An 18,770-nucleotide genomic window follows, 5' to 3' on the forward strand; every position below is an offset into this window, starting at 1 on the left:
TTGACGCGGGGTGGAGCAGCCTGGTAGCTCGTCGGGCTCATAACCCGAAGGTCGTAGGTTCAAATCCTGCCCCCGCTACCACTTATTTTGAACCCCATTTATGGGGTTTTTTATTATGTATAATTTGTAACTGCACTGATAGTAGTAGCCCAGTAAAGCCAAGGTCACGCTCGGAACTAATTGCTTTAAAGATAACACTTCCAGAGTTTAGTCCTTGTCCAAGCTCAGGTTACCCTATTGTATTTGTATTAGGCATACGTGCCCTTTTTAGTTTGTTAATACTATGATACAAGATGAATTGGAACATTTGTTAGCTCCTACGATTACAGATATGGGCTATGAGTTTTGGGGATGTGAATATCTTTCACAAGGTAGGCATTCCTTATTGCGCATATATATTGATAAGGCTGCTGGAATAGGAATCGAAGACTGTGAAGCAGTAAGTCATCAAGTGAGCGCTTTGCTTGATGTGGAAGATCCTATTTCTGGAAATTACAGTTTGGAAGTGTCATCACCCGGCATTCCAAGGCCTTTATTTAAAAGTTGGCAATATCAACGTTATATAGGACATGAAGTACAAGTAAAAACTTTTAAGCCGGTAAATGGTAAACGTAAATTAATAGGTACTATTGTCTCAGCATCTGAAAATTCTTTAGTACTTAACATAAATAACGAAGATCAAGAGTTACTTTTTTCAAATATTGTGAAAGCAAATTTGACAGTATAGAGAGGCGAACAATGAGCAAAGAATTGTTACTGGTTGCAGAGGCGTTATCAAACGAAAGAGGTGTAAGTAAAGATGTTATTATACTTGCCATTCAGGCCGCACTGGAGTCTGCAACTCGCAAGATCTTTGGTTTGGATATAGGTGTAAGAATTAAGTTAGATCCTCGTACAGGCGAGTATGAAACCTTCAGGTATTGGGATGTAGTTAATGAGGATGAGCTAGAGCATCCTGAGCGCCAATTAACTGTTGAACAAGCAAAAGAGCGCAATCCAGACGCAAAAACTGGTGATCGCATAGAAGAATCAATACCATCAATTGAATTTGGAAGAATTGAAGCCCAAACGGCGCGCCAGGTTATTATGCAAAAAGTTAGAGAGGCGGAGCGTGAGCTAGTCATTGATCAATTCAGAAGCAAGTTAGGACAGCTGATTTATGGAACTGTTAAGAAAGTAACTCGCGATAATATTATTATCGATTTAGGTGGTAAAGCAGAAGCATTTTTACCACGTAGTGAGATGTTGCCGCATGAAATGTTTCGTCCAAATGATCGAGTTCGTGCTTACTTATATGAGATCACACCTCAAGCTCGTGGACCACAGTTGTTTGTAAGCCGGACACGTAATGAAATGCTTATTGAACTTTTCCGCATAGAGGTTCCAGAAATTGGCGAGAATGTTATTGACGTTAAAGCTGCAGCACGTGATCCAGGAAATAGGGCTAAAATTGCAGTTAAAACCAATGATGGACGAATTGATCCTGTAGGGGCTTGTGTAGGTATGCGTGGTGCTCGAGTTCAGGCTGTTTCCAGTGAACTTGGCGGGGAACGGGTGGATATTATTCTATGGGATGATAACCCGGCTCAGTTAGTGATCAATGCGATGGCTCCAGCAGAAATTTCTTCTATTGTTGTTGATGAAGATACACATACTATGGATCTGGCTGTAGAAAAAGATCAACTCTCTCAGGCAATTGGTCGAAATGGTCAAAATGTTCGTTTGGCAAGTCAATTAACTGGCTGGACCTTGAACGTTATGACTACAGACGAGTTTGAAAATAAAAATTTGGAAGAGTCAAGTAAAATTGTTAAATTATTTACTTCCGCACTGGAAATTGATGAAGAAATTGCTACATTACTAGTAGCGCATGGTTTCTCTTCTCTTGAAGAAGTTGCTTATGTGCCTAAGGAAGAATTACTTGCTATAGAAGAATTTGATGAAGAAATTGTTGAAGAATTAAGAAATAGAGCAAACGATAAGTTACTCACTATGGCTCTTTCTTCTGGAAAAGAGCTATCTGGCTCACCTGACGAATCGCTACTCTCAATGGAAGGCATGACTAACGAGTTAGCTAACAAATTAGCCTCGAAGGGAATTACTTCCATGGAGGATTTAGCTGAGCAATCTGTCGATGAGTTGTTGGAAATTGAAGGAATGACTGAAGAAAAGGCCGGTTCTTTAATTATGAAGGCCAGAGAACCATGGTTTTTATAAGGCTATGGATTTATTATAAATTAATGTAGTGCAAATATGCAGTTCGTTCTTAAATAGCGAATATAACTGCTGAAAGGGGATTAAAATATGGCGGATGTGACGGTTAAACAATTAGCCCAAGTCGTTGGTATTCCGGTTGAACGCTTATTGAACCAGTTACAGGAAGCAGGTTTGTCTTTTTCTGATGACCAACAGACTGTGAATGAAGAGCAAAAACGGATCCTACTTAATCATTTGAAGAGAACTTCTCTCCGTGATGTCAATGTTTCGCCGGAAAGAATTACTTTGAGAAGGAAAAGCTTATCACGGGTTACTGTCGGCCATGACGCTCATAGTGGAAAAACTGTGAATGTTGAAGTACGTAAGAAAAAGGTATTTGTAAAACGTACCCCAATAGTAGAGCAACCTGAAATTGAAGAACCTGATGTTATGCCTGAAGAAAATCGGAGTGTACTCGAGCAACATCCTGCTGAAGTTGTTTCTGAAACTCAATCTGTATCTGAAACATTTCCTGAGACAGAGGAACATGTTGGAGAAACTGCTGCAGCTATTGAGGCAGTTGAAGCAAAAGAGCAACTCGAATCGGCAGAGAAGCCAGGGGATGAGGGGACTAAAGAGCACCAGGGATCCCATAGTGAAGAATCTCTTGAAAAAACAAGCACACCTGAAGAAATCGCAGAACTTCCTAAAAAAGAAGATCACAAACTGGAAAAGCCATCTAAAAAGAAGCATGTAGAACAAGTAGTTGAATCTGATGCGTCAGACTTTAGAAAAGTGAAGAAAAAACCTAAATATCAATCCGCTTATGATCGAGATGAAGAAGAGCAAGAAATACATAGACGCGGCGGGCGTAGTAAATTTAAAAAGCGTAAAGGCGTTGAGAAGTCAGACAAATTAAGAGAAGCCGAAGAATCATTAAAACATAGTTTTGCATTACCCACTGCACCTGTAGTAAAAGAAGTTTTGGTACCCGAAACCATCACTGTTGCTGAGTTAGCAAAAAGAATGTCTGTAAAAGTTGCTGAGGTCATTAAAGTGATGATGTCACTCGGAGCAATGGCGACTATAAACCAGGTTATTGACCAAGAAACTGCGGTTATTGTAGTAGAAGAGATGGGCCATAAAGCACGAATCATTAAAGAAGATGCCATTGAGCTAGGTCTGGGAGAGTCCATTACTAAAGGCAGTCATACAGAATCTAGAGCACCTGTAGTTACAATTATGGGGCACGTGGACCACGGGAAGACTTCGCTACTTGACTATATTCGCCGCACTAAAGTTGCTATTGGTGAAGCTGGTGGTATTACGCAACATATTGGTGCATACCACGTGAGTACACCCAAGGGCGATATTACTTTCTTAGATACCCCAGGTCATGCTGCATTTACAGCGATGAGAGCTCGAGGTGCACAGGTCACGGATATTGTTATTTTGATTGTTGCTGCAGATGATGGAGTGAAGCCGCAAACTATAGAGGCAATTCAACATGCGAAAGCAGCGAAGGTGCCGATTATTGTTGCAATTAACAAAATGGACAAGCCAGATGCGGATCCTGAACGTGTCATGAATGAATTAACAGGACATGAAGTCATTCCAGAAGCATGGGGTGGTGATACCATGTTTATCAATATCTCTGCGAAGTCAGGTGTGGGTATTGATGATCTGCTTGATGCAATATTGTTACAATCTGAAGTTTTAGAACTGACCGCAGTTACTGATGGTGCCGCTAAAGGTGTTGTCATAGAATCACGTTTGGATAAAGGTAGAGGCCCTGTAGCAACGGTATTGGTACAGAGTGGAACGCTCCATAAAGGAGATATCCTGCTTGCCGGATTCCAATATGGCCGCGTACGTGCTCTTGTTGGTGATAATGGAGATATGGTTGATTATGCTGGTCCATCAATTCCAGTCGAGGTTCTTGGTTTATCAGCAATTCCTCATGCTGGAGATGAAGCAGTTGTTGTTCCTGATGAGAAAAAAGCCAGAGAAGTTGCCCTGTTCCGTCAAGGTAAATTCCGTGATGTAAAACTAGCCAGACGTCAGAAATCAACTATTGAAGGCATCATGGAAAATATGGCTGCTGGTGAGTCCAAAGTGCTTAACGTTGTACTTAAAGCAGACGTTCAGGGTTCTCTGGAAGCCATTTCAGATGCCTTAGTGAAGTTATCTACAGATGAAGTTAAGGTGGAAGTTATTTCAAGTGGTGTTGGTGGTATCACTGAATCTGATGTTCACTTGGCTATAGCATCTAGTGCAATTTTAGTTGGGTTTAACGTTAGAGCAGATAGCAGTGCTAAGAAATTAGCGGAACATGAATCAGTGCAACTACATTATTACAGTGTCATTTACGATATTGTTGATCAGATTAAAGGTGCATTAACTGGAATGCTTGCGCCGCAATTCAAAGAAGAAATTATTGGTATTGCAGAAGTTCGGGATGTATTCAAATCACCAAAAATTGGTGCGATTGCTGGGTGTATGGTCGTTGAAGGTGTTATTAAGCGAAATAACCCTATTCGTGTGCTGCGCGCCAATGTGGTAATCTATGAAGGAACTTTGGAGTCATTACGAAGATTTAAGGATGACGTGGTAGAGGTTCGCCAAGGGTTTGAATGCGGCATTGGAGTCAAAAATTACAATGACGTGAAACCAGGTGATCTTATTGAAGTGTATGAAACAGTAGAAATTAAGCGTGATTTATAAACATGGGGCATAATTTTAAACGTACAGATCGTATCGCTGAGATGATTCAGCGCAAACTAGCTCAAATAATACCTAAAGAAGTAAAAGATCCGCGCTTAACAGGTTTCGTGACCATATCAGCAGTCAAAGTTGCTGCTGATTTGGGACATGCGAAAGTATATTTTACTGTCCTTAACGATGATAAAAAAACAGCAGTAGCTATTTTAAATGCTGCTGCGAGTTATTTGCGCAGTGCTTTGGCGCGAAGCATTACTTTGCGGACAGTTCCCCAGCTTCATTTTGTATATGATGAATCAATAGAATATGGACAACGCTTAAGTCGTCTCATCGATGAAGTGAATCCGCCATCCTCTGATGATAATGAACGCGATTAACCCTTTAATAAAAGATGGAATTTTGTTGCTGAATAAGTCGGAAGGAATGACCTCAAATACGGCACTCCAGAAGGCAAAAAAACTATTGGGAGCGCAAAAAGCAGGGCATACTGGAAGTCTAGATCCTCTCGCTACTGGAATGTTGCCTCTTTGTTTTGGTGAAGGAACTAAAGTATGTCAGTTTTTGCTCGATGCAGATAAATGTTATCAGACTATCGGTCTATTAGGCATCAAAACCAATACTGCTGACGCAACAGGTGAAGTAATTGCTCGTGCGGAAGCATTCACCATTTCCGAGGAAAGTTTGCTTCACGTATTGATGCAGCATACAGGTTATATAAAGCAGATTCCTTCTATGTTTTCCGCGTTAAAGCACAATGGTGTTCCTCTTTATCGTTTAGCCAGAAAAGGGATCAACATTGAAAGGACAGCACGTGAGATCCTGATTAGTAATTTACAACTTAACGCATTCGATGGAATTCAATTTTCATTAACTGTGACGTGCAGCAAAGGAACCTATATTCGTAATTTAGTGGAAGACATTGGCGATGCTTTAGGTGTAGGGGCTCATGTGACGCAGTTGCATCGAGTGCATACATCTGGTTTAGAAAATATGCCTATGTATTCGCTAGACGAATTAGAGAGTATGTCTATGTCGGAGAGAGTTGCATGCTTAATTCCTATGGATCGAGCAGTTGACCATTTTGAGCCAGTGACCCTTTCAGATGATGAACTGCTCGCAATTCGCCAAGGCAGAGTAGTAACAAATAAGCTAGAGGTAGAAATAACAGATTGTGTTCGTCTTTATGATAAAGAAGCACAATTTATTGGGTTAGGCGAACGAAATACGCAAGGTACTATTAAAGCGAAACGATTACTTTCTTTTTAATCTTTTCGAAGTGTAAATGAGATATTCTAACTAAATATGAAATTTTTTGCACAAAAATAAATTTCAGTACTTGTTTCGTTGGACATGCCTTGGTAGAATGTTCGCCTTTAAATGAATACTTAGTAGTTCCGGGAGTGTATAATGTCGCTAAGCAGCGCGGATAAAGCAGCAATTGTTAAAGAATATAAGCGTTCTGATACAGATACAGGTTCACCTGAAGTTCAGGTTTCGATCATTACAAGCCGTATCAAATATTTAACCGAGCACTTTAAAGAACACAAAAAAGATTTTCATTCTCGACGTGGGCTACAAGAACTCGTTAATAAGCGTCGTAAGTTGTTAAAATATTTAAAGCGAAACGATGATGCTCGCTATCAAAAGTTGATCCAATCTCTGGAACTTAGAGATTCTTATTGATTGATGAGCAAATACATTTCTTTAGAAATAGAAATGTACTTTTATAAAAGATACTTTAAATAAAGGCGCAATTTTCTGCGCCTTTTTTTCGTTATAATTACTTAATGAGGAAGATTACGTGGCTAAGTTTACAAAAGAAATAGCATTTGGTGACCACACTCTTATATTGGAAACTGGCGAAATTGCACGACAAGCTGATGGGGCAGTATTGGCCAATATGAATGGTACTCAAGTATTAGCTACTGTAGTTGGCAAAAAAGAAGGTGGCGAAGAAAATGGATTTTTTCCATTAACAGTAAATTACCAGGAAAAGTTTTATGCAGTAGGTAAAATACCTGGGGGATTTAACAAGCGTGAAGGTAGACCCACAGATAATGAAACACTGACTTCACGACTTATTGACCGTCCTATTCGTCCTTTGTTTCCGGATGGTTTTTGTAACGAAGTACAAGTCATTGTCACTGTACTGTCCTTAAACCCCGAAGTTTCTCCTGATATTGTGGCAATGATAGCCTCCTCCGCAGCTTTAGCTCTTTCTGGTGTTCCTTTTAACGGGCCAATAGGTGCTGCCCGTGTTGGCTATAAAGAGGGTATTTACTTATTAAATCCAAGCCGTAAAGAGTTAGAGCAATCAAGGCTGGACTTAGTTGTTGCAGGTACTAAAGATGCTATTTTGATGGTTGAATCAGAAGCAAAAGAATTAAGCGAAGACATTATGCGCGGTGCGATCATGTTTGGTCATGAAATGATGAAAAGCGTGATCAAAGCAATTGAGGAGCTCGCTGCGCAAGCAGGAAAAACACGCTGGGAATGGACTGCTCCTGAAGTCGATTCTTATTTACAAGAACGAGTTTCAGACATGGTGAAACAAGAAGTTGAATCTGCATATCTGATTAAAGACAAGCAAGAGCGTTATCAGCGACTTGATGAATTAAAAAATCAAGCAATTGCTGCATTTCAAGCTGAGAATGATGAGTTAAAAGCAGACGTTATTGGTAATATGTTTGTTGAAATAGAGCGTGCTACAGTGCGCAATCGTATTCTTGATGGTGAGCCACGCATTGATGGCCGCGATCATAAAACAGTCCGTCCTATTGCTATCCGCACCAAACTTTTAGAAAGAACACATGGCTCTGTTTTGTTTACTCGTGGTGAAACACAGGCTATTGTTGTTGCTACCTTAGGTAATGAGCGTGATTCGCAAATTTTAGATAATATTGCCGGCGAAACGAAAGACCGCTTTATGTTGCATTATAATTTCCCTCCTTATTCAGTAGGGGAAACGGGCATGGTTGGTAGTCCTAAACGTAGAGAAATTGGGCATGGCCGTTTAGCAAAACGAGCAATCATGGCTGTATTGCCTGAAGCAAATGAATTTCCCTATGTGTTACGAGTTGTTTCCGAAATCACTGAATCGAATGGATCAAGCTCAATGGCTACTGTATGCGGAACCAGTCTTGCGCTGATGGATGCAGGTGTTCCATTAAAAGCACCTGTTGCTGGAGTTGCAATGGGTTTGATTAAAGAAGGTGAGCGGTATGCTGTGTTAACTGATATATTAGGTGATGAGGATCATTTAGGGGATATGGATTTCAAAGTAGCGGGTACTGAACAGGGAATCACCGCATTACAAATGGATATTAAAATCCAAGGAATTACCAATGAAATTATGGAGCAAGCCTTAGATCAAGCCTTAGCTGGCCGCTTACATATTCTTGGTGTCATGAATAATGCCTTAGCTGAGCATAGAGAAGAATTATCCCAGCATGCGCCACGTATTACCACAATGAAAGTTGCTGAAGACAAAATACGAACTATTATCGGTAAAGGTGGAGCAACGATTAAGGGGTTAATTGAAAGTACAGGCGTGTCTATCGATATAGATGATACAGGTGTAATTCAATTATTTTCTCCAGATATGCTAGCATTGGAAGAAGCACAAAAACAAATTAAAGCATTAATCGCAGAAATTGAAGTGGGCCAAACTTATCAAGGCAAAGTAAGTAAGATTGTTGATTTTGGCGCTTTTATTAATCTTTTACCTGGAAAAGATGGGCTACTCCATATTTCCCAAATCTGCAGTGATCGATCGCAAAAAGTCGAATCTGTATTGCAAGAAGGTCAAGAGATCGCAGTATTTGTTGCTGGGATTGATAAGCAGGGACGTGTGAAGCTTGAGTGGAAAGATAAACCGCAAGCAGAAGAAACCACAACTGCTCCTGCTGAAGAAAAACATCATGAAGAAGAGCATCATGAAGCAGCTGATGTGGGCAATCGTGGCGAAGAAGAATAAGATAGTCCCTCTTCTTCAAGGAGATGCAGGGAATAATTTGATTGTAGCCTGGGCGAAGTAAAATCTAGCCCAGGAATACATGAATACGTTTTCCCTGGTTTCGCTGTGCATCACCTGAATCTTATAATACATCTCAAAAACCAATCTAACTCTACGCCTGGCCCCACGAACAAACGTGAAGGAAGGGCGTAAGCGAAGGATGAGATTGAGAGATTCAGGTGCTTGCTTCATCTCGGCTATAAATGAATACAGGAGTGGGTATTTATTTATTATGTGTCAAGGTTAAGAATTCAGCCCGACTGGTCGGATTATTACGCATATCGCCAAGCATAACTGAAGTAGTCATTACTGAGTTTTGCTTTTCAACGCCACGCATCATCATGCACAGATGTTTTGCTTCAATCACTACTGCCACACCGCGTGCGCCAGTAATCGATTCCAAGCAGCTCGCTATTTCCGTAGTTAATCGTTCTTGAATTTGCAAGCGTCGAGCGAAGTAATCAACAATACGTGCTATTTTTGATAAGCCTATTACTTTTCCATTGGGTATGTATCCCACATGACATTTTCCGAGAAAAGGAAGTAAATGGTGTTCGCACATGGAGTACATTTCGATATCCTTCACAATGACCATTTCACTCATGTCGGAATCAAAAAGCGCATCGTTGATAATTTCTTCCAAGCTTTCATTATAGCCCTTAGTCAAATAACGCATGGCATTGGCAGCACGTGCAGGAGTATCAACTAACCCTTCTCGAGTTATATCTTCACCTAGTTGTATTAGCAGTTCTTTATATAGTTTTTCCATAGTTTTTTCCTACCCCGGGGGCCAAGTCATGTGACGTCCGCCCAGTAAATGTAAATGAATGTGAAATACTGTTTGGCCGCCATCGGGATTAATGTTAAAAACTAATCGGTATCCTGTGTCACTTATTCCTTCAGTTTGAGCAATTTTCTTTGCCCCTAAAATCATTTTTCCCAACAGGGCCTGGTTTTCATCGCTGGCATCATTCAACGTAGCGATATGTTGCTTCGGAATAATCAGCAGATGTTTAGGAGCTTGCGGGTTGAGATCACGAAAAGCCATTATCTCATCGTCTTCGAAAACTACTGATGCAGGGATTGCACCTTGTGCAATTTTGCAAAACAAGCAATTCATAAGCAATCTCATTTTGATTAAAAGAGATATTATACATTGCATTACTTATAATGCGACAGCTTCTCTTTGCCTTTTGATGTGTTTTTTCGCATAATAGCCGCATTTGCAATGCAATTTTACCTTGGCCGCAATGATTTTTATAAATATGGAAAAATTCAGCAGGGTAAGAATTGTTTTATTTTTGAATTATTCCTGGCGCTTTTACAAGATAACAGGTGTTGAATAATCTAAAAGACAGATTTCCTGTTCTTTAGTTTTAGCTAAATTAAAATGTCGTTATATTTTTATTTCGATTAGAGGGGAGAAGAATAAATGAGTTTAATGAGAATTAGCAGTGGTCGTGATTTGCCCAAAGAAATTAATGTAATTATTGAAATCCCTATGCATAGTCAACCCGTAAAATATGAAGTCAATAAAGAATCTGGAGTGTTATTTGTTGATCGTTTTTTAACAACACCCATGTTTTACCCTGTCAATTACGGTTATGTCCCTCATACTCTGTCGGAAGATGGAGATCCGGTTGATGTTCTTGTGGTGACTCCAGTTCCTCTTGTAGGCGGGTCAGTAATTCCATGCCGACCAGTGGGTATGTTAAAAATGACTGATGAGTCAGGTATCGATGCTAAAATTCTGGCTGTTCCTACGAACAAGTTAACTAAAATTTATGAGTCAATAAAGTCACATGAAGACATGCCACAGCATCTACTAAACTCATTAGAGCACTTTTTCAGTCATTATAAAGACTTAGAAGAAGGTAAATGGGTTAAACTAAATGGTTGGGTTGGTCCTGATGCAGCGTTTGAAGAGATCCTGGCCAGCGTAGCTCGTTTTAATAAAGAGCAAAAATAGGAAAAGTTATATTTTTTATCTATTGTGAAAGAATTAATGGTTCTGGGTTAAAGCATTTCCGCCTTTAACCCAACTGAATGGCTGCATATCTTACAAATTACAAACATATCTAGAAAGGCTGCAAAGTTGACTCCATCTCGCTTTCTTGGAAACCATGTGATACTTTATTTCGTGTTATAAAAGCTTGAGGAATTTCGGTGGCATACCATCTTTCTACATTATTTATCATACTGCTTTTTTTAATTCTCTTGGCTGCTTTTTTTGCAGGCACTGAAATCGGTATGATGTCGATTAATCGCTATAAGCTAAAACATCTAGTCAAGAAAGAGAATAAACAAGCGACAAGGGTGAATCAGATACTCTCTCGACCCGATCGACTGTTGAGTGTTGTATTAATCGGTAATACTTTGGCAAATATTCTGGCCTCAACAATCGCAACGCTAATCGGCCAGCATATTTATGGAGATGCTGGTATTGCTATAGCTACAGTTCTTTTAACGTTGGTTATTTTGGTATTTGCTGAAATGATACCCAAAACATTTGCGGCGATTTATCCGCAGCAAGTTGCATTTGCTACATCACTGCCTCTGCAAATACTCCAACTGATTTTTGCGCCTGTAGTGTATCTTTGTGTTTCCATGTCTAATGGGGTGTTGCGTTTATTTCGCGTCTCAATTGACAAAATACAAAAGGAATCATTGACTGGTGAAGAGTTACGCTCCGTTGTACACGAGGCAGGAGGGTTATTGCCAGTTGAACATAAAAGTATGCTGATTAGCTTACTGGATTTGGAGCAAGCTACTGTAGAAGATATTATGATTCCTAAGTCAGATATTGTGGGTATCGATATAGAAGAACCTTGGTCAGAAATCTTATATCAATTGGAAACAGCAAAACATACTCGCCTGCCTTTATACCGCGATTCAATTGATGATTTGGTAGGAATGATCCACGTACGTGATGTGTTAAATCTGGCTATAGAAAATGAGTTGGATCTTAATAGTTTACTGAAAGCAGCAGATGAACCTTATTATATTCCTGAGGCTACTTCCCTCAACATACAGATTTTGAATTTTAGAAAAATGAAAAGACGCAGTTCTTTTGTGGTAGATGAATATGGAAATATTCAGGGCTTAGTCACTATGGAAGATATACTTGAAGAAATTGTAGGCGAGTTCACTACAGATGTAGCTGCGCTTAGTCGTGATATCCTCCCGCAAAGTGATGGCTCAGTTATTGTTGATGCAGGTTTAACATTGCGCCATTTAAATCGATTGATGGGATGGAGCTTGCCTATGATAGGGCCCAAAACGTTAAGCGGTTTAATTGTTGAACATCTTGGATACATCCCTCCAGCTGAGTCATGTTTAACTATAGAAAACTATCGCATGGAAATATTAAAAGTCGGAGACAATACAATCAAAAGCATTAAGGTGTTTAAAATAAGTAAGAAGCGTAAATAAAAAATAATACGATTATCCTAGAAAAGGCAGTTTGAAACCTATTTTAGCTTGTGCAGGAGGTTCAAACTGTTTTTTTAGGATTATGTATCAGTTTCTTTTAAAGTGATTACCTGGGCAGTAAACATATAACCACCATTGCGGATGGTTTTAATTAATGCCGGTTTTTTTGCATCAACCTCTATTTTCTGTCGAAGCCGACTTATTTGTACATCAATTCTTCGATCAAAAGGATTGAGATCACTGTTTTTAGTAATGTGTAATAGAAGTTCCCGATCCAGGACTCGTTGGGGTTGCTGTACAAAAGTAAGTAGCAAGTCATATTCGCCAGCGCTTAGCGATAATTCTTCATTGGTATTATCACGAAACACTTGCCTTGATGCAGGATACAGCCGCCAATTGGCAAAAAGAAGAATTTCTTTTTCATGCTCAGATTGTTGTTGTGCCCGTAAGACGCGCCGGTTAATTGCACTGACTCGTGCATGAAGTTCTCTTGGTAATAACGGTTTTATAATGAAGTCATCGGCTCCAGCTTCAAGTACTTTAATACAGGCTTCTTCGTCTGCAACATCATTGATAATGAGTAAAGGTACAGGATAGTTTGTATAGAATTGATGAAGTGCTTGGGCGTCGTTCTTTAAAATAGACCAATTAATCAGAATTGCAATAGGTTTCCCTAACCCATTTTGAACGGGAATTAAGTGATTTTGTTGGATGATGTTTATATTAAATTGTGCAAAATATTTCTTGAGATCCTCACTCACAGGATCGTTATCAATAAATAAAAGATAACTAGGTAGTGGCATTAATGTAATTCCAGTTTGCTTCGCGGTATTCGCTATAATTTTGGCAAGATTAGTATCGACTTGCAATTATTTTCGCTATTATTCTAAGAGTTATTGGCTCCATTTTCTATCCCCGCTGGAAATAGGCTTCATGATTGACTCGATAGAGTATTAAATGTTCTAGCTGAAACACAGTCAACACTAGGATGATGTTTAGGAGAAGGATGATGCAATACAGGGCTAAGTTTTCAATTTCCACGAATGAAGTTCCTCTACCCTCAACACAATTGGACCAATTATTTTCCAAGTTACAGTTTAATATATGGTTGGAGGGATTCGTAAATTTTTTGAATAAAAGTAATACGGCCCCCATTGAATCGGTAGCTGTAGTGTATGACTGGAATATGGAACAGCTATACGCTGCATTAGATTATTTTTCTAATTCAAAATTCATTGGTTTGGTTAATGCAATTTTCTTCTATAAGATGCATCCCGATCAATTATATACTGATGCAATTCATCCTGAAAAACTAATTTCAGTTCAGATGCGTTTGGAAGTATTACATTATTATATCGAGTTATTGCAGCAAAAATTGTATGAAGTGGCTTTGCAAAATGAATTAACTCCAGGAGTTGATTATTTTTTGCATGATGAGGAATTACCCCCAGGTATTATAATCGAAACAAATGAAGAGGTTAGGCAACTAATCCAAACAGCTGTTAAAGGATTAAAACTAAACTCGAATTTAACTCCTACGAAACGAGCGATTGATGGTTTGCATGACCTTAGGCGGGCTTATAAATTTTGGTTTAATCCAGATCGTTTCATTGATGCAGTGAAGATGTTACAACAAAATGTATTATCCGAGATCTTGGGACAACAGCGGAGCTCAATTATTCTCCAAGAAAAACTGGTGAGCTTATATAGCCAGCTGACTACTACGGATTGTCTGGATTTGTATGGGTATTTTGCCAATAATGATACGCACGATTTACTCTATACGTTTTTTAATATCGCTAGAGGTGGTACTTTTGAATGGTTGCCATTATTGAATAGTGAGGAAAAAACAGCGGTAATAGAGGTATTTAATACCATATGCTGTGTCATTGAAGCGTTACGTATTGAATTAAGAAAAAGGCATCTTCTTACTGAACCTTATCGGTATGATTTAACAAAACCCAACATGGAAATAGAACAGCGATATCGTAATGCAGTCCTTAGAGTAATTAAAATTTATAAACGAAGTCATGTAATTCCTGGAGATGTTATTGAACAGTTATTTCAATATATGGAACAGGCTGATTGAGTACGGAGGAGTGCACCGTAAAGAAGAGGTTATCGGTTTTTAAATTTTTGAAACAACAAAGGATTTTAGGAACTATCCAAAGTTCCCTAACAAGATATAGTCTTAGGGGGTTAATTTTTGCCTTAAATAATTAGCCCTTTTTTTTCTTTCCTTCTAAGAACAATATATGCAAATATTTAATAATTAAGGCACCAAGTTTTCTCTGTCTACCCGATTTAGTCAGGGGAATACCAATCTTTCGCGAAATTTTAGCTTTTAGGGCAGAGATGCCGATCAACCTTTTCCAAGAAAAACCGCCCAGATTCATATTCAACTCCCTCATCATAAATTGAGTGAGTATACTTGTTTTTCTTGGTTTAAAGTAAAAATAAAATAATTTAATTGTTTTTTATTCTTGCTCGTGAGAGGGGCTATTTATATGCCAATTATAAATATAACTGTCGATGCTATTGATGTGTTTCAGTTGGCTTAATAAGGGTTCTTTTGCAAATTGTAATAAATGAAAAATTACATATTGTTTGGTTCCGCCAAAATCTTCTTCATACCAGTCATATAATTTAGAGATAATCAACTTTCCTTCGATAACATTTACTCCTCTAAGGGAATTAACGTAAGCTGATGCAGCTTGGTTTAATTGTTCTTCAATGAGTTTACCCTGATAGACTTTTCTACTCAAATTTGGGGCCCCAATAGTCCCATTGTTTACAGCATAATGAGTGCGGGGATCATTCCAAATGGCTCGAATGATGCGATTATTAATGTCATCTAATGTTAAAGTAGTATTTTTAATGGTGATAAGATTCGCTCCCCAGGGCCCTATACTGAATAATCCTGGTGAAATATTAATTTCCTGAACCGAAGTAACCGGATAATAATTTGCTATAATTTGTACAGTCAAAGCATTGTATACATTAATCCAATAAGCTAATTGTTCATCGCGGTTGTAATTATTAATATTGATTTCTGACATGCTTTTTAAATAATCTTTAAGCAAATTCAGGTCTGTTTGTGTCATGTGCGTGTAATCAACCAGATTGATGTTTTCTTCATTAGTGACAATGCGGCGATTTAGGAAATCTTGCCAAAGTTTATGAGAAATAGCTTCTGTTGATAAAGGATTATTTACCTCCCATTTGGGCCATAAACTTTTGTAAAAAGATGCATGCGCCAGTCCAGAAACGAGAAGCATCAATATGAAAATATATTTATTACGGAGTACTGTTTTAAACATTAATTATTGCTCTATTGCGAAGGGCATTTCCTATAGTATTGCCATCCAAAAACTCTAATTCTCCTCCAGAAGGAATGCCATGCGCCAATTGGGTGATGTTTAGTGACACATCACGCAAAAGCTGGTGAATAAAATGAATGGTGGTCTGCCCTTCTACACTAGGGCTTAATGCTAATATCACTTCTTTAATTTCTTCTTGAATAATGAGATTTTTAAGTCTCGGTAACCCTATGTCTTCTGGCCCTAATCCATCCAATGGGGATATTTTCCCCATAAGAACAAAATACTTACCTTGAAATGCATTACTTTGTTCTATGGCAGATACATCAGCAGGACTTTCTACAACACAAAGCAAGGATGAATCCCGATTTGGGTTTTGGCAGAGGCTACAAAGTTTTTGTTCTGTATAGTTGGCACAACGTTCACAATGATGAATATTGTTCATCGCTTGCTCCAGGCATGATGCAAGGTGTAACCCTCTCTGTCTTTGATGCTGGAGTAAATGAAATACCATACGTTGTGCTGATTTTGGACCTACGCCTGGTAGACAGCGTAGCGCTTCTACCAGACGGTTTAACATATCCATCTTTAGGATTATTCCTTATCACCTTTATCGCCGCCCATTAAATCAGTTGGAATATTTAGACCTGCTGTTAATTGACTGATTTTTTCTTTAGATGCTTTTTCAATTTTTCGTACTGCATCATTAATTGCTGCGGCAACTAAATCTTCCAACATTTCTACATCTTCTTCCATCATTGTCGGTTTGATCTTCACTTCAGTGGCATCATGTCGGCCATTCATTTTAATAACTACCATACCGCCACCTGCTTCACCAGTAACAACTAATTGACTTAATTGTTGTTGCGCTTCTTGCATACGTTGTTGCATTTTTTGCGCTTCTTTCATCAGGTTGCCAAGATTTTGATTCATATCCATTATTAAGGCCTCATATATTTAATTTAAATTCGATATATTATAAGTCATCTTTCAGCGGGACAATAGAATTTTTGACCAATTCTGCTGAAAATTCTTGTTGAAGTTGCTGAAACATGGTGTCATTGTTTAATGCAGCTTCGGCTTTGAGTTGTTTTTGTTGCATTGCTTGCTCTTTTTGCTGTGCCGGAGAGGATTGAACTGACTCATCAGTGTTAAGAATAACTTTCACTTGATTTTTATAATATTGAGCTAGTGCCATTTCAAGACGGGAGAGTATCGTCGGGGTAAACAAAGATTGGTGCCCTTTGGCAACACGTAAAGTGATTTCTCGTCCATGTTTTCCAACTAATTCCGCATTTTCAGCTGCATTAAGCGCTAAGCCGGTAAGTTTGAGATGAGGAATAATACTTGCCCAATCGCTATCTTCCGGGTTAGTGACCTGCGTTTGTTCTTCCTTTTCTTTATCATCTGAATTTGGATTTGGCTCAGAATTTGCCGGATTTTGTATTTGCTTTTCTGGAATGCTTGAAGGGGCCGGTTCTTGCATAGGAACAGGCGGCTGCAGCGTAGATGGCAAGGTAGTTTTGTAGGATGCTAAAGGTGGAGGCGCTCCTTTAGGCACTGGCCTAAAAGTTAGCATCCGCAACACGGTCATATTAAAGCCAATGATTAAAGTCGGGGCTAGATGAATTTCTTCGCGTCCTTTAAGTCCAATTTGATAAAACAGCTGTATGTCTTCGGCCGGAATGTGTTGTGCTAGAGATATAATTTCCGGTGGAGGGCTAATTAGTGGATTATTATCTCCAATAGTTTGGCATATAGCTATTTGGTGAAGATAGTTAAGCAGCTCATCCAGAACATACTGAAAATGTCCCCCTTCTCTTGAGATACATTGGCTGATCTTTAATACAGCAGAAGCATTTTGCTCCGCCAGAGCACGTAGTATCTGTAGGGCATAATCGTGTTGAGTATAACCTAGGATCATTTTGACATCATTTGCCTGTAATTGGGTATCGCAACTCGTAATCGCTTGATCCAGAAGGCTTAATGCGTCACGCATGCTGCCTCGAGCAGCCTGAGCCAATATGTCTGCAGCTTGAACTTCAAAGTCAAGTTGTTCTTCCTTAAGGATCAGTTGTAAATGATGACTGATTAACTCCGTAGGCAAGTGCCTTAGATTAAATTGTAAGCAACGAGATAAGACGGTTACAGGAAGCTTTTGCGGATCTGTTGTAGCTAAAATAAATTTAACATGTGCAGGCGGTTCTTCCAGCGTTTTAAGAAGAGCATTAAAACTATGCTGTGAAAGCATATGCACTTCATCAATTAAATAGATTTTAAACCGGCCAATGGCTGGTGCATACTGTACGTTATCTAATAAATCACGGGTATCCTCAACTCGAGTTTTAGATGCACCATCAATTTCGATTAAATCGATAAAACGACCCTGTTCAATAGCGTTACAAATAGTACATTGTAAGCAGGGGGCTGAGCTAATACCTTTCTCACAATTAAGTGATTTAGCTAAAATGCGGGCAATACTGGTCTTTCCTACACCGCGAGTGCCGGTAAAGAGATAGGCATGGTGTAATCGCTGCTGATTCAACGCATTGATTAATGCCTTATTTATGTGGTCTTGGCCAACCAGTTGGGAAAAGGTGCGTGGTCGCCATTTACGGGCTAGTGCCAGATAGCTCATACATGTTTTCACAAGTTGGGCGGCAGCTCTAAGAGCCGCACTCCGGCGCTCGAATCAATCGTTACCGCTGCTCCCTTCCGGGCCTGACGGGGTTCACGATCTATCGCCGCGAAGGGACCAATAGAGCCACCATAGTTGAATCGTGAAGAGTAACAAAAAAAGAAAGGGATAGCCAGATCTATCAGAAATTAATTCTCTCTACACTTGAATTGTGAAAAACATGCCCCTACATTAATATATGTTCATCTGTGGAATGAATTTTTTTTAAGAACCAATTTTTTTAAAAAAAGAAAAAAAGTGTTTGACACAGGGAACGAAATCAGTAGAATACGCAGCACGCCTTCGGGGCGGGTTCATTAAGAAGAGAGAAGACAAACTGTGTGGGCACTTTAGAAACCTTTGAGTGCTTAGAAGAAAATAGAAGTAAAGAAGCTAGTTTTAAACTGGC

At 39.2% G+C, this 18,770-nt stretch carries 17 protein-coding genes, 1 tRNA gene, 1 other RNA gene and 2 pseudogenes; 12 read left to right on the forward strand and 9 right to left on the reverse strand.

Annotated elements, in window-relative coordinates; translation table 11 throughout:
- Positions 1-4: 4 nt before the first annotated feature.
- The 9 genes and pseudogenes from FOLKNPGA_RS01160 (at position 5) to pnp (ending at position 8,893) form a co-directional block, all read left to right on the forward strand.
- Positions 5-81: transfer RNA gene (locus FOLKNPGA_RS01160), tRNA-Met, on the forward strand.
- Between the two features lie 202 nt (positions 82-283).
- The gene (gene rimP, locus FOLKNPGA_RS01165; protein ID WP_182351371.1) at positions 284-727 is read left to right on the forward strand and encodes a ribosome maturation factor RimP; all 444 of its coding nucleotides are present in this window, start codon (positions 284-286) and stop codon (positions 725-727) included.
- Positions 728-738: 11 nt separating this feature from the next.
- Complete coding sequence (gene nusA, locus FOLKNPGA_RS01170; RefSeq protein ID WP_182351372.1) at positions 739-2,217, forward strand: transcription termination factor NusA; 1,479 nt, start codon at positions 739-741, stop codon at positions 2,215-2,217.
- An 87-nt stretch (positions 2,218-2,304) separates the two neighbouring features.
- Positions 2,305-2,653 (forward strand): annotated as a pseudogene (locus FOLKNPGA_RS19155) (translation initiation factor IF-2 associated domain-containing protein); the annotation flags it as partial.
- A gap of 248 nt (positions 2,654-2,901) precedes the next feature.
- A pseudogene (gene infB / locus FOLKNPGA_RS01175) lies at positions 2,902-4,920 on the forward strand (translation initiation factor IF-2); the annotation flags it as partial.
- 2 nt (positions 4,921-4,922) lie between these two features.
- Positions 4,923-5,294 (forward strand): 30S ribosome-binding factor RbfA, encoded by a 372-nt coding sequence (gene rbfA / locus FOLKNPGA_RS01180; RefSeq protein WP_182351374.1) that lies wholly within the window; start codon positions 4,923-4,925, stop codon positions 5,292-5,294.
- A complete protein-coding gene (gene truB / locus FOLKNPGA_RS01185) occupies positions 5,281-6,183 on the forward strand; it encodes a tRNA pseudouridine(55) synthase TruB (RefSeq protein WP_182351375.1) in 903 nt (300 codons plus the stop codon). The genes rbfA and truB overlap by 14 nt, the downstream gene beginning before the upstream one ends.
- A 141-nt stretch (positions 6,184-6,324) precedes the next feature.
- The gene (gene rpsO, locus FOLKNPGA_RS01190) at positions 6,325-6,600 is read left to right on the forward strand and encodes a 30S ribosomal protein S15 (RefSeq protein ID WP_182351376.1); all 276 of its coding nucleotides are present in this window, start codon (positions 6,325-6,327) and stop codon (positions 6,598-6,600) included.
- Between the two features lie 118 nt (positions 6,601-6,718).
- The gene (gene pnp, locus FOLKNPGA_RS01195; protein ID WP_182351377.1) at positions 6,719-8,893 is read left to right on the forward strand and encodes a polyribonucleotide nucleotidyltransferase; all 2,175 of its coding nucleotides are present in this window, start codon (positions 6,719-6,721) and stop codon (positions 8,891-8,893) included.
- Positions 8,894-9,155: 262 nt separating this feature from the next.
- Here pnp and folE read toward each other — a convergent pair whose 3' ends face one another.
- Positions 9,156-9,701 carry a GTP cyclohydrolase I FolE gene (folE, locus tag FOLKNPGA_RS01200; RefSeq protein ID WP_182351378.1) on the reverse strand — a complete coding sequence of 182 codons (546 nt, stop codon included), beginning with the start codon at positions 9,699-9,701 and terminating at the stop codon, positions 9,156-9,158.
- A 9-nt stretch (positions 9,702-9,710) separates the two neighbouring features.
- Positions 9,711-10,052, reverse strand: a complete 342-nt coding sequence (locus FOLKNPGA_RS01205; protein WP_182351379.1) for a histidine triad nucleotide-binding protein — start codon at positions 10,050-10,052, stop codon at positions 9,711-9,713.
- Positions 10,053-10,364: 312 nt separating this feature from the next.
- On the opposite strand from FOLKNPGA_RS01205, the gene ppa reads away from it, so the two are divergent.
- Positions 10,365-10,901: an inorganic diphosphatase gene (gene ppa, locus FOLKNPGA_RS01210; RefSeq protein WP_182351380.1), complete on the forward strand. Its 537-nt coding sequence runs from the start codon at positions 10,365-10,367 to the stop codon at positions 10,899-10,901.
- 197 nt (positions 10,902-11,098) lie between these two features.
- On the forward strand, positions 11,099-12,364 hold the full coding sequence (locus tag FOLKNPGA_RS01215; RefSeq protein ID WP_182351381.1) for an HlyC/CorC family transporter: 1,266 nt from the start codon (positions 11,099-11,101) through the stop codon (positions 12,362-12,364).
- A gap of 80 nt (positions 12,365-12,444) precedes the next feature.
- On the opposite strand, the gene FOLKNPGA_RS01220 is transcribed toward FOLKNPGA_RS01215, so the two are convergent.
- Positions 12,445-13,167, reverse strand: a complete 723-nt coding sequence (locus tag FOLKNPGA_RS01220) for a winged helix-turn-helix domain-containing protein (RefSeq protein WP_182352716.1) — start codon at positions 13,165-13,167, stop codon at positions 12,445-12,447.
- 203 nt (positions 13,168-13,370) lie between these two features.
- Here FOLKNPGA_RS01220 and FOLKNPGA_RS01225 point away from each other — a divergent pair, with 203 nt between their 5' ends.
- A complete protein-coding gene (locus tag FOLKNPGA_RS01225) occupies positions 13,371-14,453 on the forward strand; it encodes a hypothetical protein (RefSeq protein ID WP_182351382.1) in 1,083 nt (360 codons plus the stop codon).
- Positions 14,454-14,583: 130 nt separating this feature from the next.
- Here FOLKNPGA_RS01225 and FOLKNPGA_RS01230 read toward each other — a convergent pair whose 3' ends face one another.
- From FOLKNPGA_RS01230 to ffs, 6 genes are all read right to left on the reverse strand, one after another.
- Complete coding sequence (locus FOLKNPGA_RS01230; protein WP_182351383.1) at positions 14,584-14,760, reverse strand: hypothetical protein; 177 nt, start codon at positions 14,758-14,760, stop codon at positions 14,584-14,586.
- 81 nt (positions 14,761-14,841) lie between these two features.
- The gene (locus tag FOLKNPGA_RS01235) at positions 14,842-15,684 is read right to left on the reverse strand and encodes a DUF547 domain-containing protein (protein ID WP_182351384.1); all 843 of its coding nucleotides are present in this window, start codon (positions 15,682-15,684) and stop codon (positions 14,842-14,844) included.
- Complete coding sequence (recR, locus tag FOLKNPGA_RS01240) at positions 15,677-16,270, reverse strand: recombination mediator RecR (protein WP_182351385.1); 594 nt, start codon at positions 16,268-16,270, stop codon at positions 15,677-15,679. The genes FOLKNPGA_RS01235 and recR overlap by 8 nt, the downstream gene beginning before the upstream one ends.
- 8 nt (positions 16,271-16,278) lie before the next feature.
- Positions 16,279-16,623 carry a YbaB/EbfC family nucleoid-associated protein gene (locus FOLKNPGA_RS01245; protein ID WP_019232941.1) on the reverse strand — a complete coding sequence of 115 codons (345 nt, stop codon included), beginning with the start codon at positions 16,621-16,623 and terminating at the stop codon, positions 16,279-16,281.
- Positions 16,624-16,660: 37 nt separating this feature from the next.
- Positions 16,661-18,322, reverse strand: a complete 1,662-nt coding sequence (gene dnaX / locus FOLKNPGA_RS01250; RefSeq protein WP_182351386.1) for a DNA polymerase III subunit gamma/tau — start codon at positions 18,320-18,322, stop codon at positions 16,661-16,663.
- Positions 18,323-18,348: 26 nt separating this feature from the next.
- Positions 18,349-18,445, reverse strand: an RNA gene (gene ffs / locus FOLKNPGA_RS01255) — signal recognition particle sRNA small type.
- Between the last annotated feature and the right edge of the window lie 325 nt (positions 18,446-18,770).

Origin of the sequence: Legionella sp. PC1000 (assembly GCF_014109805.1) — a bacterium.
Classification (GTDB): Bacteria; Pseudomonadota; Gammaproteobacteria; order Legionellales; family Legionellaceae; genus Legionella; species Legionella resiliens.

What these genes read in the sequence shown, in the direction of transcription:
- recR (WP_182351385.1), bottom strand. Translation starts at nt 16,270, where the DNA reads ATGGATATGTTAAACCGTCTGGTAGAAGCGCTACGCTGTCTACCAGGC.
- nusA (WP_182351372.1), top strand. Translation starts at nt 739, where the DNA reads ATGAGCAAAGAATTGTTACTGGTTGCAGAGGCGTTATCAAACGAAAGA.
- truB (WP_182351375.1), top strand. Translation starts at nt 5,281, where the DNA reads ATGAACGCGATTAACCCTTTAATAAAAGATGGAATTTTGTTGCTGAAT.
- FOLKNPGA_RS01220 (WP_182352716.1), bottom strand. Translation starts at nt 13,167, where the DNA reads ATGCCACTACCTAGTTATCTTTTATTTATTGATAACGATCCTGTGAGT.
- FOLKNPGA_RS01205 (WP_182351379.1), bottom strand. Translation starts at nt 10,052, where the DNA reads ATGAATTGCTTGTTTTGCAAAATTGCACAAGGTGCAATCCCTGCATCA.
- rbfA (WP_182351374.1), top strand. Translation starts at nt 4,923, where the DNA reads ATGGGGCATAATTTTAAACGTACAGATCGTATCGCTGAGATGATTCAG.
- FOLKNPGA_RS01235 (WP_182351384.1), bottom strand. Translation starts at nt 15,684, where the DNA reads ATGTTTAAAACAGTACTCCGTAATAAATATATTTTCATATTGATGCTT.
- FOLKNPGA_RS01225 (WP_182351382.1), top strand. Translation starts at nt 13,371, where the DNA reads ATGATGCAATACAGGGCTAAGTTTTCAATTTCCACGAATGAAGTTCCT.
- FOLKNPGA_RS01230 (WP_182351383.1), bottom strand. Translation starts at nt 14,760, where the DNA reads ATGAATCTGGGCGGTTTTTCTTGGAAAAGGTTGATCGGCATCTCTGCC.
- FOLKNPGA_RS01245 (WP_019232941.1), bottom strand. Translation starts at nt 16,623, where the DNA reads ATGGATATGAATCAAAATCTTGGCAACCTGATGAAAGAAGCGCAAAAA.
- folE (WP_182351378.1), bottom strand. Translation starts at nt 9,701, where the DNA reads ATGGAAAAACTATATAAAGAACTGCTAATACAACTAGGTGAAGATATA.
- rimP (WP_182351371.1), top strand. Translation starts at nt 284, where the DNA reads ATGATACAAGATGAATTGGAACATTTGTTAGCTCCTACGATTACAGAT.
- rpsO (WP_182351376.1), top strand. Translation starts at nt 6,325, where the DNA reads ATGTCGCTAAGCAGCGCGGATAAAGCAGCAATTGTTAAAGAATATAAG.
- dnaX (WP_182351386.1), bottom strand. Translation starts at nt 18,322, where the DNA reads ATGAGCTATCTGGCACTAGCCCGTAAATGGCGACCACGCACCTTTTCC.
- ppa (WP_182351380.1), top strand. Translation starts at nt 10,365, where the DNA reads ATGAGTTTAATGAGAATTAGCAGTGGTCGTGATTTGCCCAAAGAAATT.